This window comes from Oceanobacter sp. ABM4_470 (genome assembly GCF_056158645.1).
The window spans coordinates 2,479,584-2,502,036 of sequence record NZ_JBSWTR010000001.1 but is presented as its reverse complement, the minus strand read 5'-3'; the positions used below and the strand labels follow the sequence as shown (position 1 = coordinate 2,502,036).

General features: G+C 55.5%; 20 protein-coding genes. 11 read left to right on the top strand and 9 right to left on the bottom strand.

The features are described 5' to 3' along the window. The first annotated feature begins 61 nt into the window (after positions 1–61). Positions 62–886, top strand: coding sequence for a DUF5718 family protein (locus ACXADJ_RS11010; RefSeq protein WP_475065799.1), 825 nt, complete (start codon positions 62–64; stop codon positions 884–886). 160 nt (positions 887–1,046) lie between these two features. Next, on the top strand, positions 1,047–1,400 hold the full coding sequence (locus ACXADJ_RS11005) for a DoxX family protein (protein ID WP_475065796.1): 354 nt from the start codon (positions 1,047–1,049) through the stop codon (positions 1,398–1,400). Between the two features lie 70 nt (positions 1,401–1,470). Here ACXADJ_RS11005 and ACXADJ_RS11000 read toward each other — a convergent pair whose 3' ends face one another. Then, entirely contained in the window at positions 1,471–2,076 is a 606-nt protein-coding gene (locus ACXADJ_RS11000) for a nitroreductase family protein (RefSeq protein WP_475065794.1), read from the bottom strand. A gap of 177 nt (positions 2,077–2,253) precedes the next feature. Between ACXADJ_RS11000 and ACXADJ_RS10995 the strand changes: the two genes are divergently transcribed. Continuing rightward, complete coding sequence (locus ACXADJ_RS10995) at positions 2,254–3,171, top strand: LysR family transcriptional regulator (RefSeq protein WP_475065792.1); 918 nt, start codon at positions 2,254–2,256, stop codon at positions 3,169–3,171. An 11-nt stretch (positions 3,172–3,182) separates the two neighbouring features. Here the strand turns inward: ACXADJ_RS10995 and ACXADJ_RS10990 are convergent, their stop codons facing one another. From ACXADJ_RS10990 to ACXADJ_RS10980, 3 genes are all read right to left on the bottom strand, one after another. After that, complete coding sequence (locus tag ACXADJ_RS10990; RefSeq protein ID WP_475065790.1) at positions 3,183–3,617, bottom strand: hypothetical protein; 435 nt, start codon at positions 3,615–3,617, stop codon at positions 3,183–3,185. A 125-nt stretch (positions 3,618–3,742) separates the two neighbouring features. Next, positions 3,743–4,300 carry a mechanosensitive ion channel domain-containing protein gene (locus tag ACXADJ_RS10985; RefSeq protein ID WP_475065788.1) on the bottom strand — a complete coding sequence of 186 codons (558 nt, stop codon included), beginning with the start codon at positions 4,298–4,300 and terminating at the stop codon, positions 3,743–3,745. Positions 4,301–4,369: 69 nt separating this feature from the next. After that, the gene (locus ACXADJ_RS10980; protein WP_475065785.1) at positions 4,370–5,422 is read right to left on the bottom strand and encodes a succinylglutamate desuccinylase/aspartoacylase family protein; all 1,053 of its coding nucleotides are present in this window, start codon (positions 5,420–5,422) and stop codon (positions 4,370–4,372) included. Positions 5,423–6,015: 593 nt separating this feature from the next. On the opposite strand from ACXADJ_RS10980, the gene ACXADJ_RS10975 reads away from it, so the two are divergent. The 5 genes from ACXADJ_RS10975 (at position 6,016) to ACXADJ_RS10955 (ending at position 9,850) form a co-directional block, all read left to right on the top strand. Further along, a complete protein-coding gene (locus ACXADJ_RS10975; protein WP_475065780.1) occupies positions 6,016–7,977 on the top strand; it encodes a DUF4382 domain-containing protein in 1,962 nt (653 codons plus the stop codon). A gap of 64 nt (positions 7,978–8,041) precedes the next feature. After that, a complete protein-coding gene (locus tag ACXADJ_RS10970; protein ID WP_475065776.1) occupies positions 8,042–8,596 on the top strand; it encodes an RNA polymerase sigma factor in 555 nt (184 codons plus the stop codon). Further along, a complete protein-coding gene (locus ACXADJ_RS10965; protein ID WP_475065772.1) occupies positions 8,586–9,113 on the top strand; it encodes a hypothetical protein in 528 nt (175 codons plus the stop codon). Before ACXADJ_RS10970 ends, ACXADJ_RS10965 begins: the two co-directional genes overlap by 11 nt. Next, positions 9,079–9,369, top strand: a complete 291-nt coding sequence (locus ACXADJ_RS10960; RefSeq protein WP_475065768.1) for a hypothetical protein — start codon at positions 9,079–9,081, stop codon at positions 9,367–9,369. Before ACXADJ_RS10965 ends, ACXADJ_RS10960 begins: the two co-directional genes overlap by 35 nt. Next, on the top strand, positions 9,359–9,850 hold the full coding sequence (locus tag ACXADJ_RS10955; protein WP_475065766.1) for a DUF3106 domain-containing protein: 492 nt from the start codon (positions 9,359–9,361) through the stop codon (positions 9,848–9,850). The genes ACXADJ_RS10960 and ACXADJ_RS10955 overlap by 11 nt, the downstream gene beginning before the upstream one ends. A gap of 320 nt (positions 9,851–10,170) precedes the next feature. Here ACXADJ_RS10955 and ACXADJ_RS10950 read toward each other — a convergent pair whose 3' ends face one another. The 5 genes from ACXADJ_RS10950 to ACXADJ_RS10930 all read right to left on the bottom strand — a co-directional run bounded on the left by ACXADJ_RS10950 (position 10,171) and on the right by ACXADJ_RS10930 (position 14,894). Then, positions 10,171–11,244, bottom strand: a complete 1,074-nt coding sequence (locus tag ACXADJ_RS10950; protein ID WP_475065764.1) for a hypothetical protein — start codon at positions 11,242–11,244, stop codon at positions 10,171–10,173. A gap of 123 nt (positions 11,245–11,367) precedes the next feature. After that, complete coding sequence (locus ACXADJ_RS10945) at positions 11,368–12,903, bottom strand: carbohydrate-binding domain-containing protein (protein ID WP_475065762.1); 1,536 nt, start codon at positions 12,901–12,903, stop codon at positions 11,368–11,370. Further along, entirely contained in the window at positions 12,900–13,589 is a 690-nt protein-coding gene (locus ACXADJ_RS10940; protein WP_475065760.1) for a DUF4956 domain-containing protein, read from the bottom strand. Before ACXADJ_RS10940 ends, ACXADJ_RS10945 begins: the two co-directional genes overlap by 4 nt. A 67-nt stretch (positions 13,590–13,656) precedes the next feature. Beyond that, complete coding sequence (locus tag ACXADJ_RS10935; protein ID WP_475065757.1) at positions 13,657–14,367, bottom strand: polyphosphate polymerase domain-containing protein; 711 nt, start codon at positions 14,365–14,367, stop codon at positions 13,657–13,659. 2 nt (positions 14,368–14,369) lie between these two features. Next, on the bottom strand, positions 14,370–14,894 hold the full coding sequence (locus ACXADJ_RS10930; protein ID WP_475065754.1) for a lamin tail domain-containing protein: 525 nt from the start codon (positions 14,892–14,894) through the stop codon (positions 14,370–14,372). A gap of 256 nt (positions 14,895–15,150) precedes the next feature. Between ACXADJ_RS10930 and ACXADJ_RS10925 the strand changes: the two genes are divergently transcribed. The 3 genes from ACXADJ_RS10925 to tilS all read left to right on the top strand — a co-directional run bounded on the left by ACXADJ_RS10925 (position 15,151) and on the right by tilS (position 22,377). After that, positions 15,151–17,313, top strand: coding sequence for a TonB-dependent receptor domain-containing protein (locus ACXADJ_RS10925; protein ID WP_475065752.1), 2,163 nt, complete (start codon positions 15,151–15,153; stop codon positions 17,311–17,313). A 112-nt stretch (positions 17,314–17,425) separates the two neighbouring features. Next, positions 17,426–20,938: a DNA polymerase III subunit alpha gene (gene dnaE, locus ACXADJ_RS10920; RefSeq protein WP_475065751.1), complete on the top strand. Its 3,513-nt coding sequence runs from the start codon at positions 17,426–17,428 to the stop codon at positions 20,936–20,938. After that, on the top strand, positions 20,938–22,377 hold the full coding sequence (tilS, locus tag ACXADJ_RS10915; protein WP_475065749.1) for a tRNA lysidine(34) synthetase TilS: 1,440 nt from the start codon (positions 20,938–20,940) through the stop codon (positions 22,375–22,377). The genes dnaE and tilS overlap by 1 nt, the downstream gene beginning before the upstream one ends. Positions 22,378–22,453: the final 76 nt, after the last annotated feature.

Genomic DNA, 22,453 nt, shown 5'->3' with positions numbered 1-22,453 from the left:
GTTGCCATTGGTCTTCTCCATGGCTGGCGTCGTTTGTGTTGTTATTCGTTTTGGATGCCTTATGGATTTAACAAAAATCATTGGTTTTGGCGTAGCCGGCAACTTTGCAGGCCATTTGGAGCAAGCTGGTGAAGCCAGCGATTTCATGGACGTTGATGTGAAAGAAGAGACTCAGCCGAAAGCCATTTTCCCGTTTTATGTACCATCGAAAGACGCGGGTTTTTTGTCTGAGTTTCCGTTATCCAGCAACACCGTTTCAGCCCCTGAAACCGACGGCAATGTGCAGATTGAGCCGGAAGTGGCGATCTACTGCAAAGTGCAGTACGACGGTACCAAAGTGGTGGGTCTTGAGCCGCTGAAGTTTGGTGCCTATAACGACTGTTCTATCCGTCGTCCGAACGCTAACAAGATCAGCGAGAAGAAGAACTGGGGAGCAAGTTCCAAAGGCTTGTCGGCCAATCTGCTGGACATCGATACCTTTGCCGAAGGCGGCATTCTGGATCAATATCGCATTGCCTGCTTTATGAAGCGCGACGGTGAATACCATGCCTACGGTGCCGACAGCGCCGTGGTGGAGTACAGCTACTTCCACACCAAGCTGCTGGACTGGATTGTTGACTGCATGAACAACCAGCCAAACAGTGGCCCGATGGACTGCATTCCAGATCAGTTGAAGCTGGCAGATTACCCGGAATACACCCTGATCAGCGTGGGCGCGACCCGTTACACCGAGTTTGGTGAAACCCATTTCTTGCAGAAAGGCGATCAGGCGGTTGTGGTGGTGTACGACGGTACGGCGTATCAGCCAGAGTCGATCGTTGCTGTGTTGGAAAGCGGTGAGTATTCCAACAGCAATATGTCGGTGCTGATTCAGGATGTGAAGTAAGCCCAAGGCAAGGCTCTGCCCCCGGCAGAGCTTTGTTTTTATTCTCTGAGTTTTCCGCTCCCGGACCTTTCCTCTCCCGGACCTCCTTCCTTGGCTTGTCCTCGCCGTTTTACCGTTTGATACTCAGGGTTCACTGGCAGTAATTAGCGGTAAACACACCATGAAAATATCGATTCTAAGCTGGGTGCTGGCACTCATTTTTCTGCTGTCTGGCGGAGCCAAGTTGGCCGGGCTGGCATTTGAGGTTGCAGCGTTTGAACGCTGGGGCTATCCGCTGTGGTTTATGTACCTGACGGGCGCGCTGGAAGTCGCCGGTGGCGTGGGCTTGTTGCTGAACCGAGTGTCGGCGTTGGCTGGTGTGTGTCTGGCGTTGCTGATGGTGGGGGCAGTGGTTACGCATGTTCTTCATGCCGAGTGGGGCATGCTGGTGGCGGCGTCGGTGATTTTTGCACTGTCGTTACTGCGCGGCTGGCTGGGGAGGACGGATATCTCAGCCTTGTTACAACGCCATTGATGACAGTCCGTTGATAACAAGCAGGCCGGACTGTTTGTTATCAACGAATATTGCGACCAGGTGGATGGGATCATCCAAATTGATCGGTTACCAGTACTTCATCCAGTGTCAGCTGACCACCTCTGGGCTTGGCTTCTCCGGTGCCGTGGCCGATGGCAATCATCATAACAATGACGTGGTCGTCGGGCAGTTGAATAGCCTTGCCTGCGGCATCAATATCAAAGCCAATCATCGGGCTGGTGGTGTAACCCAATTCCGTGGCTGCCAACATCATCGTTTGGGCGGCCATGGCGCCGGAACGAATGGCTTCATCTCGCTGTAACCAATCTCGATCCCGGTAGAAGCCGGTCAGGCTTTCAACCAACACCGCGGACGTTTCTGCATTGGCATTGCGCCAATAGCGTTGTGGCTCTTTTTGCCAGGCTTTGGTATCGGCGCAGATGATCACCAGCTCTGCGGCATCCGTGACTTGTGCCTGTCCCCATGCCAGCTGGCGTAATTGCTGTCGCTTGACGCTATCTTGTACCCGCACAAAACGCCAGTGCTGGATGTTGAACGAGGTGGGTGCCTGAATCGCAGCGCTGATCAATTGCTGAAAGTCTTTTTCTGGCAGGCCTTGGGTGTCGTGGTAAGCCTTGATAGAGCGGCGTTGCTGGATGGCATCAATCACATTCATTGGAGTTCTCCGGGATCATTTATGACTTTGTTTGGGCGGTCTGTGTATAGGCAGACTATGGGGGATTTACGGGAACGCAAAAATAGTGCTCCATAGGTTTTCGGCTTTGCAAAAAAAGCAAAGATGGTGGGGCCAGATCGATTTAAACAGGTGCCCCTTTCAAGGTAAGGAGTCCCGATGCTGGATGATATTAAATACCTTATACAGGTGGTTGATGCTGGTTCGTTCAGCGCGGCGGCTCGGCTGGTCGACGTTAACCCATCCTCTGTTACCCGGCGTATTGATCGGCTTGAGCAAACGCTGGGTGTGCGGCTGTTGGTGCGGTCAACCCGGCGGTTGGCCTTGACCGCGGATGGCGAGCGTTTGTATCGGGAGGGGATGCAGCTACTGCAGCAGGTGGAGTCGCTCAAGGATAGCTACTTGCAGCCGAATGAGACGGTTACCGGGCATGTAGCAATCACGGCGTTTGAATCGATGGGTCGGCAGTTTTTGGTGCCTTTGATTGCCGAGTTCAAGCGCCAGTATCCGGCGAGCCGCATTACCATCAGCCTGGAGAATAGCACGGTCGATTTACACAACAGCCCGTTTGATATTGGCGTGCGCTTCGGTTTGCCGGAAGATTCCAGTCTGCTTTATCGGCCGCTGATTCGTGCGAATCATGTTTTACTGGCCAGCCCGGATTATCTGAACCGCCACCCGCCGATTCTTGAGCCCGATGATCTTCGTTACCACGATTGTTTAACCTTTTACCGCCAGCGGCAGTATACCTATTGGCATTTTCGTCGGGGCCAGGACTACCGTCAGATTCGCATCAAGAGCGCGCTGTCATCGCAAGGGGGAAGCCCGTTGTTGCGCTGGGCCCAGCTGGGGATGGGGCTGGCGCTGGTGAGTCGTCTGTTTGCGGAATCGGCGCTTGAAGATGGCTCGCTGGTGGAGGTGTTGGCGGACTGGCAGGGGTCACCCAATGAACAGGACAACCGGGAAATTTATCTGGTTTGGAAGCAGTCATCGGCCAATGCGCCGGTGGTGCGTCGAATGATTGATCTGATGGTTGAGCGCTTGTCCCGTTCAGGGAATACCGAGGCGCTTGTCTGAGGCTGGAATCTTCACAACAGCCGCATGCCTTGCAGTTTGATTTTGTCGTTTTTGGCCACCAGGGTGATTCTGAGTGTGCCTTGCTGCATTTCGAAGGTAACGGGCACCCGGTAAGTTGCGGTGGTGAACGAAGTACCGATAAGAGCGGCGTAGTGCTGGTGGTTCATTAATTCCGGTTGGCCGGTGCTGACTACGGCACCGTAGTTCTGCTTGAGCTGGTCGAACAGGGTTTTGCTGCTGGCGGGCAGTTTGGCGTAGCCGTCGTCAGTCATGATCAGCATAAAGGTGGTCATGTCCCATTCGCCAATGCGCTTAACCATTACCGGAATTTGCGGCTCGAAAGTCTCTTCCAGATTGGGCTGATTGCCGTGTGTGAATGCAGCCATCATCACAAAAAACAGCGCTATGGCGGCAATGCCGATGCCAAGGGGTTTAATGAGGTTCATGCCGCAGCTCCCGAAAGGTGGCGTTCAGACCCTTCATAAAGTGTAGTCGATACGGTTAAAGCCTTGTTAAGACGGGTGGGATTTGCTGACGCTAGATGGCCATTGTTGGCATGTTGGCCAAGCCGTCAGGAAGACGGCTTGTTGGAGTCCAATGTGACGGCACTGTGGGCCTTGGGTGTGGCAGGCTCGATTGACAACCAGCGGTCGCCTTTGCGGGTCATGACCACGGCTTTCTGGAACACCAGCGTGTTGGGCAGGCTCAGTTCGTAGCCTTCGTCGGTGCGCAGCAGAATGTGGAACAGGGTGATTTCGGTGATCACGCCTTCCGGGCAGTCTTCTTCAAAAATCCGGATGCGGTCGCCCGGGCGGTACGGAAACAGGAAGAAGATGATCACACTGGCGGTGACGTTGCTCAGTACCGACCATTGCGCAAACAGGGCGATACCCAACAAGGCAAACGCGGACGATAGCGCAAAGGTGAATTCGCCATATCCAAACCCCAGCACAAAGCCAACGACGAACAACAACAGCACAAACAGGGTTAGCTGTACGGCCTTCTGGATGTAGAAAATACGGGAATGGCCAACATCGTGGCGGGTGCCCTGGCGTTCAATCAGGTTCATCAACAGGCTGTTGAGCCAGGCGTAGCCAATAACGGCAGCCAGTACGAGCAGAAATTTCATGGGTCTCGCTGTGGGTATTGCAGGTGAGTGTTGGCCAGCTCTCTGTTTATAGGGCTGGCCTGCGGTGTATCAGTTGGCCTGGATCGGATCGGCGTCGTCTGGCAGTAGGCTGTCTTGCATGTTTTCGATGCTTTCCACCACGTCGTCCGGTTCCTTGAAGTAGGCAATGTGGAACATGGCGTCGCCTTCGTGTACCAGCGGCAGGTTCTGATTGCCGATAACAATACCATCTTTGCTGGCCACAACTCGGTCGACTTCATCACCAAACGGGTCACAAATGCTGGCCAGCACGTCGCCTTTTTCAACCTTGTCGCCCAGCTGGCGGAAAGCGCGCACAAAACCGGAGTCGGTGGCGCGTACCCAGCCGCTGTTGCGGGCAACCAGAGGCTCAATCGGAAACTTCTTCTGGCGGCTTGGTGGCAACATATTCAGCAGCCGCATCACTCGCAAGATGCCGCGTTCGCCGGCACGAATGCACAGCTCGTCGTAGCGCAGCGCTTCGCCTGCTTCGTACAGCAGGATTTTAACGCCCATTTCATTGGCGGATTCCCGCAGCGAGCCATCGCGCAAGTTGGCGTTCAGTACCACGGGTACACCAAATTCCATCGCCATCAAACGGGTTTCTTCGTCGTCCAGGTTGGCGCGAATCTGCGGCAGGTTAGAGCGGTGAATCGCCCCTGTGTGCAGGTCGATGCCGTAGTCGCAGTGGGCGACAATTTCGTTAAGAAAAGTGTCGGCCATGCGGCCTGCCAGTGAGCCTTTCGGCGACCCCGGAAACGAGCGGTTGAGGTCACGACGGTCCGGCAGGTAACGGCTCTGGTTCACCACGCCAAAGGGGTTTACCACGGGTACACAAATCAGGGTGCCACGCAGGTTGCGCAGCCGCGAGCCATTGATCAGCCGGTTGATGATCTCAACGCCGTTCAACTCGTCGCCATGAATGGCCGCACTGATAAACAGGGTAGGGCCAGGCTTGCGGCTGCGTTTGATGTACACCGGCATGGTCATGTCGGTGCTGGTGTACAGGCTGCCGATGGGCACGTTCAGCTTGTAGCTGTTTCCGGGCTCAATGTTTTCACCAGCGATGGTCATGGCAGGCAGGCGAGAAGCGCGGGTATTCATGCAGTGGTTCCGTGTAGGGGCCAGTTACCGTGTTTCAGACGAGCGGTTAGCTGGCTTCCGAGGTAAGCCCGGTGCTGATTAGGGGGGCAGCATCACAGACTGGACGAGGGGACATCTATTCAATCCAGTGCAGGCTCTGGGCTACCGGATGGTTTCGAATCACGAAGCCGAGTTGCAGGCCTGACGGGTCAAGTCAAAAGTCGGCGACATAGAGTCGAGATCATCCGGCAGCCCCCGCAGGGCACGGGTTGCCGTTGCCCAGTGCGGTGTTGACGAACTTGGGAAGGACTAGTCATTCCGCTGCATTCGTCGCCTTGCCCTGAACAACGGCAACACTCGCGCAGAGCCGTGCAGGATTAAGTAGATATCCCCTCATGAAAGTGTGCGGTGTATTGCGCTTTGGGACAACTGAATTTGATGCTGGTTACAAGCAACAAAATTGATCGTAACCGTCTTCTCTGTGGCGAGAACCCTCTGGAAATTTCAGAAAATTGCCGGGTTGTGTCAACCAATCTCGGGCAATGACGTTTTAGGTGATGTGCGCACAAACAACACGCTGACAATTTTCAAAGGAAACTCACCTGGAGACGGTAATGAAAGCGAATTGGTTATGGCTGACGGTGGTGTCGGCCAGTTTGGCGGCCTGTGGTGGTTCGGACGGTACGGAAAGCACAACCAGTACTACAACAACGTCAACGACATCTTCAAGCACCGAGTCGACGACAGAAACGACGACTGAAACAGCCTCGACCGGCGAAACCGGCACCCTGCAAATTGCCCTGACGGACGCGGAAGAAGACTTCCTGACTTATCAGGTGGATGTGACGGGCGTCACCCTGACGCGTGAAGACGGCACCGAGGTCGATGTTTTGCCAGCCACCACGGAAGTGGACTTTGTGCAGTATCAGTCACTCAGTGAACTGTTTCTGGTGGCGTCACTGCCGCGCGGTACCTACAACAGCGTGCTGGTGTATCTGGACTACACCGATGCCGATATCGTGATTCAGGACGATGCTGGCATCAGTTATGCGGCGACCGCACTGGATACCGACGGCAATGTACTGACGGCGCTGGAAGCCAGCATTGATCTTGCCGACAGTGCCTTGACCATTTCACCGCGTGAAGTGGCAGGCCTGACGCTGGACCTCGACCTGTCGGCTTCGAACACCATTCTTTCTTACGACCCGGCTGAAATTGAAGTGTCGCCATTGCTGATGGTGACAGCCAGCCAGGACGAAACCCGCGAACATCGCGCCCGCGGCAGTCTGGTGTCGGTTGATACGAGTTTGTCCACCGTAACCCTGAACGTGCGCCCGATGCGCAAACGCAGTGGTGACTTCGGCCAGTCGACCATCACGGTAACCGACGACACCGGCTATGAGCTGGACACCGTCGAATACAGCGGCAGCGAAGGTCTGGCGGCATTGGCGCAGATGGCTGCGGATACCTCTGTGATTGCCTACGGCAGTCTCGATGACAGTGGTGTGTTCACCGCCTCCAGTATTCTGGCGGGCACCAGTGTCGACGGCACCGGTGAAGATCAGGTGAAAGGCGTGGTAACGGCCCGTACCGATAACGTGATTACCCTGTCGGGCGCCGTTGTCGAAGCCGACCAACGTCGTTCGTCGTTCAGCTCGACCATGACCATTACCCTCGGCGACAGCACCGTGGTTACCGGTGTTGAAGAAGGGGATTCCACGCTGGCGGATATTTCCGTTGGCCAAACCGTGCTGGTGGCGGGCACCTTGTCGACCACTGACAGCACCGTGATGGATGCATCTGAAGGGTACGTGCGCCTGAAGTTGAATACCGTGACTGGCTCGGTGGTATCCACCTCGCCATTGGCCATCGATTTGACCCGGGTGAACAGCCGCGACGTTAGCCTGTTTGATTTTACCGGCACCAGTGCCAGCACCGATACCGATGCCGACCCTCTGGCCTATGAGCTGCAAACCTCAACACTGGATGTTTCTAATCTGGCCGTGGGTGCCTGGGTGTCTGTCAGCGGTTATCCAACCGACTTTGGTGCCGCCGTCGGCGACTTTGACGTAACCAGCATCAACGAAGTCAGCCTGTCGACCGGTAGCTCCAGCTACAGCGCCCACTGGTCGACCTCAACATTGACGACGACGCCGGTAACCATCACGGATGCTGCTCTGGTGCTGGACACCAGCGAAGCATCTGAACGTTTCCGTATTCATGGGGTATCCAAAAGCGTGGTGGATGGCCTGACGGTCACCAACATTGTCGCCGCTGCAGATACTGGTCATTACGCCGTACATACGTCGGGTGTCGCAGCATCTGTATACACCAGCTACAGCGATTTTCTGGTGGCATTGGCGGAAGCACTGGCAGGTACGGAACCAGTGAGTAAAATCAGTGTGCTGGGTACGTACGACCAAACTGCTACCGCTCTGACAGCGTCGACCATTGTGGTGCGTTTTGGTGAGAGCAGCCGGGGGGCCAGTGTTGGCCGTGGCTCGTCTTCTGACAGCAGCTCGGATAACGGCTCTGGCAGCGGTAGCAATAACAGCGGCCGCGGTAATCGCCGCTGATTTTGAATAACCGAACCACAGGATCTTACACCCGCATGATGCACGCAGGCTCCAGCGCCGTCTTATGAACCTGAATGAGTTTCTGGCTTCGGTTGAAAAACGGGCGTTTCGTATTGTCCGTTTTTCAACCCACAGTGATGACGATGCGCTGGATGTGGTTCAGGAGGCCATGACCCGGCTGATCAGCCGTTACCGGGATCGTGGCCCGGATGAATGGCAACCGCTGTTTTTCCGCATTCTGGAAAACTGCTTGATGGACTATCACCGTCAGCAGCAGCGGTTTTCGAAATTGTTTTTCTGGCGCAAATTCGCGCACCATGATCAGGACGGCCAGCAGGAACCGGAGGGTAGCCCTGAAGCGGAGCTTGGCCCGGAAGCAAGCTCCGATGCGTTGGAACCCGGCCGGCTATTGGGCCAGGAACGCCAACGCGGTGCCGTGATGGAAACCATTGCGGCGTTGCCAGTACAACAGCAGCAGTGTTTTTTGCTGCGTTGCTGGGAAGGCATGAGCGTGCGGGAAACCGCCGCTGCCATGAGTATTTCCGAGGGCAGTGTGAAAACCCATCTGTCCCGGGCACGACAAAAATTGAATGAGGTGGTAGAAGCCCATGACCAATAGTCGTAATCAATACGGGTCTGAACGGGCAGCCGACGAACAACGCATTCGCCAGTGGCTGGAGCAAGACATCGATGCTATGCCCGACGAACTGTCGCAGCAGTTGGCGGCTCGTCGCATGCAGGCGTTTCGGGAGGCTGCGTCACCGCTGCAAACCAGTCGCTTTGGTGTGTTGCGCCAGCTGGGCTTGAGCGGTTGGCAGGCCGGTGCATCCATGGCAGCGCTGGCGACTGTGGCGTTGGCGGTATGGCTGGTGGCTGGCCCTGCGCCTTCGTCAGATTCTGTTCCCGGTTCATCGGCTGGTTCACTGACAGATTCATTGGCAGGAGTCGCGGGTGTAGCAGAGGCGGAATCCGCTGCCATGACTACGACAACCGACGAGTTCACGGAACTCGATATGGCGATGGCATTGGCCGAGCTGGATGAGAGCGAATGGGGTATGCTTCAGGATCTTGAATTTGCCTATTGGTTGAGCGAGTTACCTGATGCGTCGAATCCTGCTCCGGATGGGGCTGGTTAATATGCTGCCAGTGATGATTACCGGTGCAGCAGTGCCACTGGTGTATGCCGAAGACCCTGTAAGGTTGGCCTCGAATGACGAGCAGCCTGATCTGGAGTTTTTGCTGTTTCTGGGCGAACAGAAGCAGGTAAACGGCGAGTGGATTGACCCGGTGCAACTGATGGAGTCGTCCGAGTCCGGTCAGTTCTCCGAGGAGGCCGCTCAACAAGCAGCTTTGTCGTCCCGAGCAAAGGGAGGGCAACAGGATGCTGAATAACTATCCTGCTGGTTGGTTGACTGCCGCTCGACTGTTCAGGCTGACGCTGTTTTCCTTGCTGGTGTGTTTGCTCACGCCACTGGCGCAAGCGCAAAACTGGGACAGTCTGCCCGAAAGCACCCGTAATGTGTTGTCGTCGGCGAAAGCCAAATGGAACGGCCTGAGCGAGCAGCAGCAACAGCAGCTGGTGCGCGGTGCCGAACGCTGGCAGCAGCTGTCGGGTGAAGAGCGAGGTCAGGCTCGTGAGCGTTTTCAGCGGTGGAAGCAGCTGGATGGCAAAGAACGTCAGGCGCTGCGTGACCGTATGCAAACGCTTAACAACATGAGCAACAAGGAACGCCAGCAAACCCGCGAAGCTTGGCAGCGCTACCAGAAGTTGTCGCCGGAAAAGCGCCAGAATTTGCGCGAGCGTTATCAGTCCATGTCGAAAGGTCAGCGCGATCAATTGCGTGACAAGATGAAAGGGCGTCGCGACAAGTAATTGTCGGGGCGCTTTTGGTTCTTTTTCCTGTTTCTCTTCCCTGTTTATTTCTTCGCTGCCTGTTTCTTCGCTGCCTGTTTCTGAGCTGTTTCTGAGCTGTTTCTGAGCTGTTTCTGAGCTGTTTCTTCCCTGTTTCTGAGCTGTTTCTGAGCTGTTTCTGAGCTGTTTCTGAGCTGTTTCTGAGCTGTTTCTGAGCTGTTTCTGAGCTGTTTCTGAGCTGTTTCTGAGCTGTTTCTGAGCTGTGCGGCTCTTTATGGCTTCCGTGTGGTTACCAGGTTTGAGCCGTTAACCATTACCAATTGCCCAAGACCAGTTGTCCATTACCAGTTAATACCGGCTCCCAATACCCAGCTGTAGTAGTCACTGTCGTCGAGGTCCTGATGGTAGCTGAGGCTGGCGCTCCAATACTCATCAAACACATTCAGGAACAGGCTGGCGGAGCTCCAGGAGGTGGCCAGCGTGCTGCTGCCTTCCTGCTCGTTGGGCTGGAAGTCATCGCCGCTGGAGGTCAGCAGTTGGCCAACTACGGTTTTCTGATAATCGAGGCTGACGCCGGGGCTCCACAGCCAGCCGCGACTGTCTTCGGCCAGCCAGGCCAAACTGAGTCCTAGGCCCAGGTCGGTACCGGATTGTTCATTGTCGCTGCGCTGCACCGTGGTGGTGGTTTGCTCGCTGGTCTCGGCGCCGTCATCGTCATTATCGTCGTTGCGATCGTCCCGGCTGCTATCTCCACCGTCGCCATCGTTGTCGCTGTCATCGTTGTCGCTGTCATTGTTGTTGCTGTCATCATCACTGCTGCTGTCATCGTCTTCAGCCGTGCTCACCGTGGTGGTCGAAATGCTGGTGGCGCTGTAGTCCGAGTACGCCTTGCTTTGGGTCGCGTTGACCCAGCCGCTAAGCAGCCAGGCATCACCAAGCCAGAAATCCTGACCGAATTCGGCCGTCAACGACTGACTGTGGAAGTGGCTGCGACTGGCGTACTGGTCGATGCCCGCCGAGGCGGTGCCGTTCTGGTCTGACACTTTCAGCAGGTTGCGGTGGTTGCCGTAACTGAGGCTGAACCAGTTTACGTCGCCACTCCAGCTGACGCTGACCGAGCCTCCCAGTGTGCTGTAATCCACCTGGCTGTTTTGACCGCTGCCTTTTGACAACGCTGCCGACCAACGCCAGTTTTGCCATAGCGTGTCGGTGTAGCGCAGTTTCAGGGAGTGGCTTTCGAGGGAGTAACTTTCCCAGCTTTCGTGAAATACCTGATGGTTAAAGCGCTGATCCAGCGTCAGAGAGCCGGCATGGGCCAGCGAGCAACCGCTGATGGCCGCCAGACCAAGCAAGACAGAGCTGCGGCGTTGAAAACATGGATTGCGTAAGCGGCCAGTGAGGGGCTTGGTCGCCATGCGGAATACCTTTTGGTTGATGTGAACGGGGTGGTGGATTTCTGAACCAGAATACCTGAGCCAGACATAAAAAAGCACAGCAGCGAAGTAACGCTGCTGTGCTTGAATGACACCGATAACGGATCAGGAATCCTTGTGGTGGTCGTCATCGTGTGGTGGACGCTCGCCATCACGAGGTGGACGGTCCTTGCTGCTGAAGTCCCACCATGGCTTTTTGCCGCGCTCGCCGCGAGGGCCGCCACGTCCGCCTTCACCATGACGGGTGATGATGCTGCTCAGCGCCAGCTCGGTCACCAGCGTGTCATCGATCATCACCTTGTAGCTTTCATTCAGTTGCAGGTCCGGGCTCGACAGAACCAGCGACTGGAACGTGGTCGGGGCTTCGTAGTCCAGCACAGCTTCTCCAGCCGGATTGATTACCTTGAAGTGCTGGCCGATGCTCATCGGCTCATCCAGATTCACCTGAATGATCGGCTGAGTGGACGTGTCAGACGGTGTGCTTGCCATTCCAGCACTGCCGCTGGCCAGCAGGTAACCGCCGGACAGTTTGAAGTCGCCGTCGACGTCGATGTAACCGTCGCCGCGACTCAATGGGCCTTCAATCACCAGACGGCCACCTTGCATCTCGGCATGGCCATTGGAATCAAAGCCATCGCCACCGGGCTTCAGGTAGATATCGGCATCAACCACGGTTACTTTGCCATCGATGGCTTTGCCGTGACCGCCACCACCCTTGCCACGACCCTGCCACATGGAACTGAGTTTGCTACCCAGGCCCTCAGCAGCGCTGGCCTGCTTCTCCGAGACGTTGATAGCGTCGTCTTTGGACGATACGAAGATTTTACCGCTGTGCAGTGTGATAAAACGACCTTCGATGCCCTCATTGGATTCTTCGATACGGATCATGCTGGTGGCAATGTCGACGTTACGAACCCCTTGAATGCCATCGTCACCGGCTTTGATCATCAGGCGCGAACCTTCAATGTGAACAAAGCCCTTGTCTTCCCGTTCCAGATTGTCGGACTTGATGGCATCGCCACCTGCCTGAATGCTGACGCGGGAGTCACGAATATCGACACTGTCTTTACCGCGAATGCCTTCGTCGGCGGCATCAATGGCCAAATCCAGCTCACGAATGTCAAGATCGTCCTTGCTGACAATGGCGTCTTCACGTTCGCCGATTACCGCCAGGCGGGCATTATCGGCACCGGTGATTTTCAGGTCAGCTTTGGAGTACAGGGTGGCGTTGGCGTCGCTGCCCGCTGGCAGGTTACTGCCTTTGACATCGGCCAGCAGGTTGTCAGAACCGGCGGCCAGTTGGATTTCCACATCGCCCGCAGCACGAATATCAATGGCGGCACCAGCGCCACTGGTCAGTTGCAGGTTGTCGAAAATCAGCGTCAGTGGCTGGTCGCCACAGTTCACCACCAGTTGGCTGCCATCGGCTTTGCCGGACAGGCGATAGATACCACCCTGTACGATGGTCACGGTGTTGCCGTTGACGGTAACCGCCTGACTGGCTTTGGGGCTGGCGCCAAAATCAATCAGCGTGGCATCGGCGGCCATTGCTGTGGTGGCGGTCAGCGCAGACATCAGCACGGCGCTGGCAAACGCACCACGTACAGCGCGCACAAGTCCTTTTTGAGGGAAAGCACTCATTCGGTAAATTCTCCATGACTGGATAGCAAGGTACAGGTTGCGATGCCGTCCAGGCTTCGCAACTGGGTAAGCAGGGATTCCTGTTGGCCGCGCTGGATACGCAGTTCGATCACTTTTTCAATCACGCCGTTTTTAAGGGTGTCGGAACGAATGAAGTGACTCTGCACCAGCTGTTTGTCGTCTAACTGCTGTAAGACGGCTGGCCATTGATCGCTGTTCTGATACTTCAGAATCAGCATGTAAGACGGTTCAAAGGTGAACGAGCGCGACAGCCCCCACAGCACAATGGCAATAAAGCCACTGGCAATCAGCGACAGCTGGTAATACTCAACGCCGTTGGCAATACCGATGGTAATAGCCCAGAAAATAAAGGCGGTATCGCGAGGGTCTTTTACCGCTGTTCTGAAACGGATGATAGACAGCGCACCAATCATGCCCAGCGACAACATCAGGTTGCCGCTGATACCAATCACAATGGCGTTGATGGCAATCGCCACCATCACCAGAGTGATGTTGAAGTTCTTCGAGTACAGCACGCCGTTGTAGGTTTTTTTGTAAACCCAATACACAAACATCGCCATCACAAAGGTGGCAGACAATGAGATCAGGATTTGCAGCGATCCCAATGAGGAGTCCAGCAGCAGCTGGTTGGAATCGAATAGTTGGCTCAGGTCAGTCGGGTTCATATCGGTTCGATTATTGGTGTCAGAAGTGGGTATTTTGAAATTGGCTCAGGCGGAATCTCGCTGGCGATCAGCCGCTGTAAAACTCGCGCATGTGCATGCGGCCCAGGCAGTACTTGCTGATTGCCTGGGCGTTGGTGCCATTGAGGTTGAACAGTTGCGGAAACCAGCTCGGCAGGCAGTGATTGAATTTCACTTCCATGATGATGGTGTCGAAGCGTTGCAGGGTTTCCATTTGCAGCTGGTCGGAAAACAGGTCGAAGTCTTCGGTGTTGATTCGCAGGTTCATGTCGAAGGTGACGCGGATATCGTTGTAATCCATCAGGTACACCTCGCGGTCGTAGTCCACCATGACGGTTGGGCGGAAGTACTTGCGCTTGAGGTCGAAGAAGATCGAACGGGCACTGTTGGAATCGATGTCCAGCAGAAAGTCGTAATCGCCATCAATCATCTGCAAGGCCTGTTCGCGGCTGATGGTGACTGAGCTCTTGTCTACAAACTGGTTGTGCTTGCGTTTGCGTTCCAGTTTGGCCCACTGCTGGTCGGGGGAGTACACCCGAATGCGGTACTTGTCGCGCAGTTCAATGCCGTCGAGTTTGTCTTCAACGCTGGAATCGAGGATGTCGTCGAAATACAAGCTACGAATAAAGTAGCCACGGTCGTGGGTCTGATTTGGGTCACGGTCCATCAGCGTGGCCAGCAGGTTACGAGCGTATTCGTAGTCTGCGTGACTGATGAAAAACTTCACCTCGTGGCGTTTGACCGACAGCGTCTGACTCATGGTTACACTCCGTCAGCAGCGACGGTGGTTGCGCTACCACTGCTGTTGGCGTGGTAGAACACCTCGACGGTCGGGTTTTCGGTGCTGCTGCGGCCAAGGGTAAAAGCGCCGTCGTAGTTGGGCGGTGACACCAGCGTCATACGGTCCAGTTGCGAGCTGCCATCGGGCGCTGTGAGTACCAGGGTTTCGCCATTGCTGAGGTTGAAATTCAGCCTTGGTGCTCCGTAGGGGGCCTGTTTGGCCGACTTGCCGTAAAACACAATGGCATCATGGGATGCCACCACCCAGTCGCTGGTGACCTGCCATTTCAGTGGATCATCAAGATCGTCCGACAGGTAATAGCCCTTCAGCGACTTGCTGTTCAGCGTCGGGTTGTACACCGCCACCCAATCCTGTTTGTCGTTGTTGGCAAACGAAGCTTCGGCAATAAACAGCTGATTGGCGCCTTTTGACTCTGTGTACCACCAGGCGACTGGGGTCGCGACGGAAAGGAGAGCAACGAAGGCAATGAAGGGGTGTACGGACATTGGCAGACTGACTGTTAGTGGGTTAGCGCCAATGCTTTTTATAAAAAAGAATAATTATCATTGGCTTTGTTGCGATCATGTTACAGCGTTGGTTAAGGCGAGGTTAACCAGCTCAACAAAAGTCAGTGTAAGGAAATGTGCCAACAAGTGTAAATAACAATCAATATCATTAACGGCAGGGGATGATTCTGATAATTTCGCGCCGATTTCCTCAAAACACGATTTGAGGAGGAACTTTTTGAGAAAAAGGAAAGTGATGAATATCAACAACATCGGTGCTTGGGCATTGTTCGGCGCGGGCATGCTGACAGCGGGCACGGCGCTGGGTCTGGAAACACTTGAAACTGCTGAGATCAAGGCGGCGACGACTGAAACAGAAGAAAATCGTGGCGTGCCACTGGGCAAGGCACAGCAGGTTACTGCTGACGATATTCAGAAAGCGCAGGCGACCAATCTGGAAGAAGCACTTAAAAAGAACCCAAGCGTTCAAATTGATGAAGTGAACGGTGCTCAGGGCGTACAGATCTCTGTTCGCGGTCAGACAGGCAACGCCGTCAGCGTTCGTGTTGAAGGGGCTCCAAAGAACCGCAGTCTGGTGATGCACAAGAGCTCTAACGACCGTGATACCACCTGGCTGAACACCGATATGTTCTCCACCGTGACGGTGATTCCGGGGGCAGCCGCCAGCACCTACGGTACTGGTTCCACGGCAGGTGTGGTGCTGTTGGAAACCAAAGACCCGGAAGACGTGATCAAGGAAGGTCGTGATTGGGGCGCAGCGCTGCGTTACAGCCACGATACCAATGGTATGGCGAACCGCTTCAGTGGTGACTACGCACAACGCTTCAGTGATGAATTCGCGGCCAACGTATCGGTGTCCAAAATCAAGACCGACACCTATTCCGACGCTGATGGCACTATTTATCCAAGTACCGCATCCGACGACCTGACGTACCTGGTTAAAGGTGTGTACACGCCGTCAGAGGCGCACCGCCTGGAATTGAGCCTGATGAATGAGGTCATGGACTACGATCGGTTCACGGACACCACCACCGATAACGATGACGGCTCTACCACTACCACTCGCTCAGGCACCAATTACGACGTTCAGGACCGTACGGCATCTGCCCTGTATCGCTGGACGCCGGGGAACGATTGGGTTGATCTGACCGCTCGTGTTTCCCTCAGTAAAACCAATCAGGACAGCCAGGCCGACGGCGCGGCAAAAACCAACACCGGTGGTGTTAAAACCCGTTATATCGAACTTGGCAACACTGCCCGCTGGACGCAGTCTGATTCCGTCGACCACACCATCCGTGCTGGTCTGGATTACACCTACGACGACGTCGACATGTCCTACAAAATGGATGATGGCAGCCCGCTGAAAAGCTATCGCACCCTGATGGGCGCGTATGTCAGCGACAGCATTCTGTTGGGCGAGACGTTTGAAGTCGGTGCCAGTGTTCGTTACGACAGCTTCAAGATGGAGCGTCATGGTTATGAAGCCAATGGTCAGGACACATTTAACCCTGGTGTGAACGCACGTTGGAGCCCATTTGAAAACACTGCCGCGGCGGGCCTGAGCTTCGGTGCCATGTACGCTTATGGTTATTTGGCCCCGACCATTGTTCAGATGTACGGCAAGTCAGGTACCTCCGGTGTGTTTACTGGTACCGATGAAGACGGTGATGGCGTATACACCTCTGACAGCACGGATGGCTGTCTGGACAGCAATGGTTACTACTGCACCATTCCAAACGAAGATCTGAAAGGTGAACGCAGCAAGACCCGTGAACTGGAAGTCAATTACGTTACCGACAATCTGCTGAGTGAAGGTGACTTCTTTAATCTGAAAGTCACTCACAGCTACGCCGATGTGGAAGACAAGATTACCAACGTTTCTTTGGGCACACTGGATACCTCTGTGGGTACAACGTCTGCTGGTGGTGCGTTCAACGTTTACCAGTACCAGAACGTCGATGATGCCAATATCTATGGCTGGGAAGTCTCTGTGCGCTACGACAGCAAGCATTGGTTCGCTGACTATGCGACCTCAGCCATGAAAGGTTACGCCGATGGTGCCCGTCTGAGTGATGTTAATCCACGCAATACCAGTGCTGGTATCGGTGCTTACTTTGCCGGTCAGGACGGTCGTCTGGGTGTGGATATGAGCAGCCGTGCCGACCTGAATTATCTGGGTGGCCGTGGGGGCACTACTGCTTACAAGAAAGAAGGCTACCGCACCTTTGACTTGTACGCCGACTACAAGGTAACTGAAAACTTCACGGTGCAGGGTAAGGTACTGAATGCCACCAACGAGCTGTACAGCAAGAGCGGTTACACCCTGACCACAGCCGATGCCGACAAGACCTTTGCGGCTGGTCGTAACTACCGTATTTCCATGAGCTACACCTTCTGAGTTCAGGTTTCACGTCAGTTCTCCTCACGTTCTCCGGGGAGGATTGGCCTGAAACGACAGCGTCATTGCTGTATTATCGGAGCCCGATTTATTTTCCAGCGGTTCCTCTTCCATGACTGCAGCTTCTTCCCCAGCAGCTTCCTTTGTTCACTTGCGCGTCCACTCGGAATATTCCCTGTACGACAGCACCATTCGGGTGAAAAAACTCATTGGTGCCACCAAAGCCATGAACATGCCCGCGGTCGCTTTGACCGACCAGATGAACATGTACGCGCTGGTGAAGTTCTACAAGGGCTGCCTTGGCGAGGGCATCAAGCCGATTCTGGGTGCTGACCTGTGGTTGGAAAACGAGGCTGAGCCCGACAAACCCTTCCGCCTGACGGCGCTGTGCCAAACCCCAGCGGGCTATCTGAACCTGCGGGAAATTGTCTCCAAAGGCTACGTTAACCAGTATCAGGATCTGGCCATCATCAAGAAAGAATGGCTATTCGATCAGCACGACGGCCTGATCATTCTGTCGGGCTGCCGTGACGGCGATATTGGCCAACGGGTTTTGAAAGGCAAAATCGACGGCGCTGAAGCACTGTTGCAGCAGTACCAGGATGTGTTTGGTGATCGCTTCTATCTGGAGCTGCAACGAACCGGTCGTCCCGGTGACGAGACGCTGGTAAAAGCCAGCCTGGCTCTGGCGGGCAAATACACCGTGCCGGTGGTGGCCACCAACGACGTGCGCTTTATTAAAGCCGACGACTTCGAAGCCCACGAAACCCGGGTATCCATCGGTCAGGGTTATGCGCTGGAAGACAAGCGTCGGCCGCGGGAATACAGCGAACAGCAGTATTTGCGCTCACCGGATGAAATGGCCGAGCTGTTCCGCGATATTCCGTCTGCCATTCAGAACACGGTTGAAATTGCCAAACGCTGTTCGGTGGAAGTGCTGCTGGGTAAATACTTCCTGCCGGATTATCCGATTCCGGAAGGCATGGGCGAAGACGAGTTCTTCCGCAAGATTTCCAGTGTCGGCCTGGAAGAGCGTCTTGAAGTAATTCTGGCGGGCATTCCGAAAGACTCGCCGGAATACGCGGAAAAGCGCAAACCCTACGACGACCGCCTCAAGTTTGAGCTGGATATCATTATCCAGATGGGATTCCCCGGCTACTTCCTGATCGTGATGGACTTTATCCAGTGGGCCAAGGATCACGACATTCCGGTAGGCCCGGGGCGGGGTTCCGGTGCCGGCTCGCTGGTGGCCTATGCGCAGAAAATTACCGACCTCGACCCGCTGCAATACGACTTGCTGTTCGAACGATTCCTGAACCCGGAACGGGTATCCATGCCCGACTTCGATATCGACTTCTGTATGGAAGACCGTGAGAAGGTGATCGCCTATGTGGCCGATAACTACGGTCGTCAGGCGGTATCGCAGATTGTGACCTTCGGCACCATGGCCGCGAAAGCGGTAGTGCGCGACGTGGCGAGGGCGCAGGGGAAATCCTTTGGTCTGGCCGACAAGCTGTCCAAGTTGATCCCGGGTGATCCGGGCATGACGTTGGAAAAGGCGTTGGGCCAGGAGCAGCCGCTGCAAGAGTTCCTGAACGACGACGAGGAAGCCCAGGAAATCTGGGAAATGGCCCTCAAGCTTGAAGGTATCGCCCGTCAGACCGGTAAACACGCGGGTGGTGTGGTAATCGCGCCGACTAAACTGACCGACTTTTCGGCCACCGCCAGTGAAAACGACGGTTCCGGTCTGGTGACCCAGTTCGACAAGAACGATGTGGAAGAAGCCGGTCTGGTGAAGTTCGACTTCCTGGGCCTGCGGACCCTCACCATCATCGACTGGGCGTTGGAGATGATCAACGCCAAGCAGCGAAAGGAGGGTCTGCCCGACGTCAAAATCGAGGAAATTCCTCTCGACGACGAGCCGTCCTACACGCTGCTGAAAGAAGCCAAAACCACCGCGGTGTTCCAGCTGGAATCACGCGGTATGAAAGACCTGATCCGCCGCCTGCAGCCGGATAACCTGGAAGACATGATCGCCCTGGTGGCGCTGTTCCGTCCGGGCCCGCTGGAATCCGGCATGGTGGACGACTTTATTAACCGTAAGCACGGCCGTGCTGAAGTCGCTTATCCGCACCCGGACTTCCAGCACGAACGCCTGAAAGACCTGCTGACGCCAACCTACGGGGTTATCGTTTATCAGGAACAGGTGATGCAGATTGGTCAGGCGCTGGCGGGCTACAGCCTTGGCGGCGCCGACATGCTGCGTCGAGCCATGGGTAAGAAAAAGCCAGAGGAAATGGCCAAGCAGCGGGACCTGTTCCGCACCGGTGCCATCAGTGAAGGCGTCGACCCCGATCTGGCCATGAAAATCTTCGACCTGGTGGAAAAATTCGCCGGTTACGGTTTTAACAAATCCCACTCCGCGGCTTACGCACTGGTGTCGTACCAGACCCTGTGGCTGAAAACCCATTATCCGGCGCCGTTTATGGCGGCGGTACTGACCTCGGATATGCAGACCACCGACAAGGTGGTGATCTTTATTGAAGAATGTCGGGAAATGGGCCTCGACATCGTACTGCCAGACGTTAACCAGTCGGTCTACGGCTTTACCGTGAACGACGCCGGTGCGGTGGTTTATGGCCTTGGTGCCGTGAAAGGCGTGGGTGAAGGCCCGATTGAAGCCATTATTGCCGCGCGCAACGAAGGCGGCCCATTCCGCGATTTGTTCGATTTCTGTCAGCGAGTGGACGCGAAAAAACTCAACAAGCGGGTACTGGAAGCGCTGGTGCGTTGTGGCGCGTTCGACAACCTCGAAGTGCAGGCCACTCGTGCGGTACTGATGGCCAGTATTGAAGATGCCATCAAGAGCGCGGGCCAGAGTGCCGCTAACGAAGCCGCCGGCATGTTCGACCTGTTTGGTGAAGTCGAAGCTGAAGCAGCCGCCACTGCCGACCCCTATGAGCGCCACCGTGGTGAGCGCGATTGGCCGCTGAAGCAGCGTCTGGCTGGCGAAAAAGACACTTTGGGCCTGTTTGTTACCGGCCACCCGTTCGACGAATATGAAGCGGAAGTGCGTCAGCTGGCTCCCCACAAGCTGGTGAACCTGCAAGAAAGCAAAAAGCCCCAGAAGCTGTCGGGGCTGGTGGTCGACATGCGGGTGATGAAAAACAAGCGTGGCGACAATATGTGCTTTGTCACCTTGGACGACCGTTCGGGACGCATGGAAGTCGCGCTGTTCTCGGACGTGTACGAGCAAGTGCGTGAAGTGGTCGCCAAGGACAAGGTGCTGGTGGTGGAAGCACTGATTTCCCACGATTCCTATTCCGGCGGCCTTAAAGCCACCGGCCGCAGTGCGATGGAAATTGGTCAGGCTCGTTTGGCCTTCGCCCAGGCCATCCGTATTCGCATGGACAGCGAGCAGCTCAATGACAAGTTCTGCCAGTCGTTAGGCAAGCTGCTGCAACCGATGCAGGATGGCTGCCCGATTGTGCTGGATTACCGCAACGACAGCGCCCGCTGCGATATTCGTTTGGGCGATGAGTGGCGGGTAGACCCAAGCGATGACCAGTTGCTGCAACTGCGCTATGAATACGGCGAAGATGCGGTGGAGTTGGTGTTTAACTGATGCCGGTCAGCTTGCTGTTGGACTCTTTGACTGCGTCGTTGCAGCCTGTTCAACAGCAGCTGTTCGCCGACTTCGACCAGCAGCTGGCAGGCCATTCCCGGGTTTATGTTGCTCTTAGCGGCGGTATGGATTCGGTGGTGCTGGCGCATTTGTTGGCCTGCTGGCGGCAGTCCCGTTTGTCTGAGCATTCCGGCTCTCCTGAGCTTTTCGCGATTCATGTTCATCATGCTCTGATGGCCGAGGCAGACCAGTGGCTGGCGTTCTGCGAGCAGTTGGCGGCACAGCTGCAACTTGGTTTTATCCCTGAGCGGGTTACTGTCGAAAATCACGGCGACGGTATTGAGCAAGCCGCACGTCAGGCTCGTTACAAGGTGTTCGAGCGGCATTGTCAGCCAAATTCCGTATTGCTGATGGGCCACCACGCCGACGATCAACTGGAAACCTTCCTCAGCCGCGCAAGCCGCGGCAGTGGCCTCGGTGGCTTGTCGATGCCGGCCAAACGACCCTTATCCGCCAGCAGCACGGTCACCATTGTTCGGCCTCTGCTAAGTACCCCGCGAACGGTATTGCAGCAATGGGCTGAGCATTTTCAGCTGCATTGGGTCGAAGACCCCTCCAATACCGACACGTGCTATGAACGCAACTGGTGGCGACAGCAGTGCTTACCCGCAATAGAGCAACGCTTTCCCGGCCGCAAACAATCACTGCAACGCACCATTGAGCACTTACAGCAAGAGCAGCAGGCGCTGAACCTGTTGCTTGAACCGGTGTTGGCCAGCTGTGTATTGGAATCAAGGTACCCGTCAACCGCTAAGACCGCGTTCAGCTTGGTGGCCATGGAGCAGCAAGCTCCCTTGTTGCATTCATTGCTGCTGCGCCACTGGCTAAAGAGCCTCGGGCTGCAACTGCCATCGGAAGATTGGCTGCAACAGTTGCTGATGCAGGCCCGCAGTGCGGACGACCGCCAGATGCAGATGGCCATTGGCCCTTGGCAGCTGCGTCGTTTCCAGCAGACTTTGTATTTGTGCAAGGCGGTTGATGTGCCTCAAGCTGCCCATGAGTTCGAGCTGGTGGCCGGGCAAAACCTGAGCGATATCCAATGGGCGGGCGGAACGGTTGGGCTCCCGGGTTTACCGCCCGGACGATACCGCATCAGCTGCCAGCCATTGGCAGGGCTGAACAATAAAGCCAGTCTGAAGCCTGTCGGGCGTCCTTCCAAAACCTTGAAACACGTGTGGCAGGAGGCGCAGATTCCGGCTTGGTTAAGGCCCTGCTGGCCGTTGTTGCTGCGCTGGGAAGAGTCTGAACATCCGCAAGGCCAATGGCGGCTGAGCGGTGTGTTGGGTGTGATGCTGGATGGTGCTTTGCTGGACGGAGCTCTTTATGACAGGGCTGGCTTAACCCTCGACCTGACGCTTGGTAACTATCGTCGTGCCTGACGGGCCTGTTACAACTGAATGGTACAAAAACACGATGCTGTAGAAATCGTGTGGGCGCTTTTGAACCGATTCACAT